This is a genomic window from uncultured Bradyrhizobium sp. (genome assembly GCF_936928535.1).
Lineage (GTDB): Bacteria > Pseudomonadota > Alphaproteobacteria > Rhizobiales > Xanthobacteraceae > Bradyrhizobium.
Genome location: NZ_CAKZHY010000016.1, coordinates 1 through 4,733, shown reverse-complemented (window position 1 = coordinate 4,733; position 4,733 = coordinate 1). Strand labels below are relative to the sequence as shown.

Annotated in this window: 5 protein-coding genes and 1 pseudogene; 4 read left to right on the top strand and 2 right to left on the bottom strand. The window is 56.2% G+C overall.

All coding sequences use genetic code 11. From position 1 onward, the window contains the following. The coding region (gene thiC, locus Q0687_RS01410) for a phosphomethylpyrimidine synthase ThiC (RefSeq protein WP_298871213.1) at positions 1-1,607 on the top strand (1,607 nt) is incomplete at its 5' end. Between the two features lie 164 nt (positions 1,608-1,771). Here the strand turns inward: thiC and Q0687_RS01405 are convergent. Together Q0687_RS01405 and Q0687_RS01400 are read right to left on the bottom strand one after the other, a co-directional pair. Then, entirely contained in the window at positions 1,772-2,221 is a 450-nt protein-coding gene (locus Q0687_RS01405) for a hypothetical protein (protein ID WP_298871211.1), read from the bottom strand. 40 nt (positions 2,222-2,261) lie between these two features. Then, positions 2,262-2,867: a hypothetical protein gene (locus tag Q0687_RS01400; protein ID WP_298871209.1), complete on the bottom strand. Its 606-nt coding sequence runs from the start codon at positions 2,865-2,867 to the stop codon at positions 2,262-2,264. 145 nt (positions 2,868-3,012) lie between these two features. Between Q0687_RS01400 and Q0687_RS01395 the strand changes: the two are divergent. From Q0687_RS01395 to Q0687_RS01385, 3 genes and pseudogenes are all read left to right on the top strand, one after another. Next, a pseudogene (locus tag Q0687_RS01395) lies at positions 3,013-3,199 on the top strand (hypothetical protein); the annotation flags it as partial. A 451-nt stretch (positions 3,200-3,650) separates the two neighbouring features. Continuing rightward, positions 3,651-3,923 (top strand): hypothetical protein, encoded by a 273-nt coding sequence (locus Q0687_RS01390; RefSeq protein WP_298871207.1) that lies wholly within the window; start codon positions 3,651-3,653, stop codon positions 3,921-3,923. A 98-nt stretch (positions 3,924-4,021) separates the two neighbouring features. Beyond that, complete coding sequence (locus Q0687_RS01385; RefSeq protein ID WP_298871205.1) at positions 4,022-4,534, top strand: mismatch-specific DNA-glycosylase; 513 nt, start codon at positions 4,022-4,024, stop codon at positions 4,532-4,534. The last annotated feature ends 199 nt before the right edge of the window (positions 4,535-4,733 follow it).

Here is a 4,733-nt window from a genome sequence, read left to right as displayed (position 1 = left end):
CGATCTTCGGCCGCATCCGCGCCGCCGACGAGAAAACCCGCCACCTGCGCTTCGGCCACATCCGCCAGCCGCTGCGCGCCAGGCCCGGCGCCAATGTCAGCCAGATGCACTACGCCCGCAAGGGCATCGTCACGCCGGAGATGGAATACATCGCCATCCGCGAAAACCAGCGCCGCGAAAACATGAGCGAACTGCTGCAAACCCAGCACGCCGGTCAGCATTTCGGTGCCAGCATTCCCAAGGTGATTACGCCGGAATTTGTGCGCGATGAAGTGGCCCGTGGCCGCGCGATTATCCCCGCTAACATTAACCACCCTGAAATCGAGCCCATGATCATAGGCCGCAATTTCCTGGTGAAGATCAACGCCAATATCGGCAACTCCGCCGTGACCTCGTCGGTCGAGGAAGAGGTCGAGAAGATGGTGTGGGCGATCCGCTGGGGCGCCGACACGGTCATGGACCTCTCGACGGGGCGCAACATCCACACCACCCGCGAATGGATCCTGCGCAACGCGCCGGTGCCGATCGGCACCGTTCCCATTTATCAGGCGCTGGAAAAGTGCAACGGCGATCCGGTCAAGCTGACTTGGGAGCTGTACAGGGACACGCTGGTCGAGCAGTGCGAGCAGGGCGTCGACTATTTCACCATCCACGCCGGCGTGCGCCTGCAATACATCCACCTCACCGCCGCCAGGGTCACCGGCATCGTCTCGCGCGGCGGCTCGATCATGGCGAAGTGGTGCCTGGCGCATCACAAGGAAAGCTTCCTCTACACCCATTTCGACGAGATCTGCGACCTCATGCGCAAGTATGACGTCTCGTTCTCGCTCGGCGACGGCCTGCGTCCGGGCTCGATCGCGGATGCCAACGACCGCGCCCAGTTCGCGGAGCTGGAGACGCTCGGCGAGCTGACGAAGATCGCGTGGGACAAGGGCTGCCAGGTCATGATCGAAGGCCCCGGCCACGTGCCGATGCACAAGATCAAGATCAACATGGACAAGCAGCTCAAGGAGTGCGGCGAAGCGCCGTTCTACACGCTTGGACCGCTGACCACCGACATCGCGCCGGGCTATGACCACATCACGTCAGGCATCGGCGCCGCCATGATCGGCTGGTTCGGCTGCGCCATGCTCTGCTACGTCACGCCGAAGGAGCATCTCGGCCTGCCCGATCGCAACGACGTCAAGACCGGCGTCATCACCTACAAGATCGCCGCCCACGCCAGTGATCTCGCCAAGGGCCACCCCGCCGCGCAACTGCGCGACGACGCTCTCTCCCGCGCCCGCTTCGACTTCCGCTGGAGCGACCAGTTCAACCTCGGCCTCGATCCCGACACAGCGAAGAACTTCCACGACGAGACCCTGCCTAAGGAAGCCCACAAGGTCGCGCATTTCTGCTCGATGTGCGGCCCAAAGTTCTGCTCGATGAAGATCACGCAGGACGTGCGGGATTACGCGGCGACGCTGAACGATCCGAACAGCATCGGCATGTCGATGGCTGGCACCGCCGAAGACGGCATGGCCAAGATGAGCGCGAAGTTCAAGGAGATGGGCGAGAGCTTGTATCTGGATGCGGAGAAGGTGAAGGAGAGCAATCGGGTGCTGTGAGGACTATCTTCCGCTAAGTTCTTTCGTTCTCGAAGAATCCAAATGGCCGGGCCTAAGCCCGGCCACAGAATTCAATCGAATGCTCGTAACGGCAATAAGCCGAGGGCATTTTGATTAAGCTACTTCGATGCAAAAAACGGCACCGCACCGTTCACACCTTACTCTTATTCCTTCAGGTAATGCTTAAGCACGAGAAAGAACAAGTAATTCCCTAGGACAGAGATTATAAGCGCACCACAGATGGACACTATGAAACTGGACCAGTTATTCTGATCTCTATCCAATTCAATCTTACGAGCTTCGTCAGCTCTGCTGGTTAGGACAACAAAGCTCGGCTTAGACGATTCCGCAAAACTCGCCAGCACCACCCCGAAGACCAGGCAGATAATTATCGAAATGAGACCTGCGCCGATCGCATACCCTTTGTAGTTATCCAGCGGGTTTTCAATCATGTACTGCAGGATTGTCCTAACAATTTTCGCAACCTGATCCTGTGAGGCAGAGTCACTCGCGATTAGAGTTTGAGCCTCCCGCATCGACTGCTCACGCAAGCGATCAAAAGCCCCCCATCCTGCATAAAAAATAGAACCGAAAACGCTGAGCCCGCCGACCAACCCTATGGATCCCGAATACTTCCTCACAAACTGCCGCAATTCAGAGTCGACACGAACCAACGTCTTGATGGCCGGTCAACAAGGCCTCAATGTCTGTACCCCATGTTCGATCAGTATGACTGATCCTAAGATAGATATTGCCACGATGACGTGTTTGCCGAATTGGAGAAAAAACGATTCGAGCCGGGTCAAAAAAATCGAAGCTAACTTGTCCTCGGGAATAGTCGGCATTGCAACTAACGTCGATTTGCTGCTTCTCAGGAATAGGCTTATTGCGAAATTTTATAAGATAGGTCCAACTCAAATGAACAGAAACCGAAATGAGTGGTCTTACCTCCTTGTAAGTTGTGAAATCCGCGAAAGAGTTCAGCAGGACCGAAGACTCGTCATCGAACACGATCCGTGCCGTAAACTGAATCAGCGTTGCGTCATTTTGCGACGATATTCGTTGCTCTATCAAGTAATATAGATTCTCGATCTCGTTCCTTCCTAAATTGAATGGGCCTCTGATCATTCTTTCAATAACTTGAGGCTTACCAAGCAGACCTGCAATAAAGTCTCGAAATTGGTCGGGTTCGCACGGCAGAAGGACCGCAGTTCGATCGAGCGGCTTAATAATTTCGGGTTCAATAGGGGAGTCGGTCACGAACATTCTCGCTAGGTGGGTTGCAATAAAGCCAGTGATTGCAGGCGAAGCATCTTAGGGTGAGCAATATCTGCAATACTCGTTTTGGAAGCAAGGCAGTAGGAAGACTTCCCAACTGACCGCACTGCAATAAACGATGTGACCGATAGTGATTCAAACCGTACGGACGGTTGTTTTGGCCGACCCGCCCCACCTCCGCCTTGTTTTCGTCGGCACCGCAGCCAGCACGCGCTTAGCCGCCGTCGAGTACTACTATGCTCATCCCGACAACCGCTTCTGGCGCGCGATCCATGAGGCCGGGATCACGCCGCGGCGCGTTTGCGAAGTTGCTCTAGCTCGGAATCGGCTTAAGGCACACATTATCGAAGCCGCGCTACTGTCCGCTCTTTTTGCCACAGCACTGACGACATAACGCGACTACTTTACTTATACTCAATCTTAGATAGATTGAGCTTTTCCAAAAGGTCTTTGTTTCATGCACATTGAAATCGGAGCGCGACAATGGAGGACGACGGAGAAGCATCACTAGTCGAACGATGGACTCGGAAGCTTCAAAACCGACCGTTGGTCGCAGCGATAGTCATATTCGCGACGGTAGTTGCGGGAATCGGTTCTTTCAGCAATTCGCTCAATGATCTTCTTGGTTTGTTCAGGGAAAGCTCAAAACCTTCGCCTATAGTCGTAACTCTTCCATCACCGTCCCCTCAGCCCCCGGCAAAGAGGGTATCGTTTAGCGAAGACTTTGAGTTGGGAGAAATCGGCACATATTCTTCGAGTCACGGGGTGTCTGTTCGCACGCAGTTTATCAGACCTAACGAAGCGCAAATTGGCGCATCCGCCGACGGTCCGGTCAATTCCCTTGAGGAGCACACCAGCGGCGATCAGATTCCGCTCTACAGGCAAGACTGTGATCGCCTGATCGTCACAATCAAGGATACCTCATTTGAAATAAAAGGTGGATTGACTCTTGAGCAGGTGCAAAAGCTAGGCCCGGCCGGTGGCATGCTTGTCGACAGAAAGGTTGTTGGAAGCATTTCGGGTAAATGCGAAGAGTAGCAAGCGTAGTCCGGATAAGCGAAGCGAATTCCGAGATTGGCGATTGCCCCGAGTGTCGCTATCGCTCATGCGGGAGACCAAACCCGCGGAAGTTCGATTTGTCCGACGCCTCCCTGCACCGCCTCCCCGATCAACTCCACCCCAACCTCCGCCTCGTCTTCGTCGGCACCGCCGCTTCGACGCGCTCGGCCGAGCTTGGGCATTATTACGGCCATCCCGGCAACCGCTTCTGGCGCGCGCTGCATGAGGCCGGCATCACGCCGCGGCGCTATCAACCGGGCGAGTTTGCGGAATTGATCGCGCTCGGGATCGGCTTCACCGATCTCTCCAAGACGGGCGCGGGGATGGATCACCAGATCGCGGCGGAGACGATCGACGTGCCGGGCTTCAGGGCGAAGATGGAAAAATATCGGCCACGGACGGTTGCGTTCACGAGCAAGAAGGCGGCGAGCCTGTTTTATGGCCGGCCGTCAGCTGCGATTTCGCTGGGGCGGCAGGTGCGCGATGCGAGCTTGCCGGAGATCTTTGTGCTGCCTTCGCCGTCCGGGGCGGCGTCGGGGAGCTGGACGCTGGAGCCGTGGCGGGAACTGGCGAAGTGGATTGCTGTGTAAGGGTGGATTGCTGCGTAAGATGGGTTTGCAGTGGCGCCACAAACACCGGCGTCGTCCCGGCGAACGCCGGGACCCATAACCACAGGGAGAAGTTTGGCGAAGATTTGACGATCGGTACTTCCAGCTTATGCGACCGATAGATCACGCGGTGATGGGGTGGACGGCCCCCTACGGCATCAGTGTGCCAGAATGAGGTTGT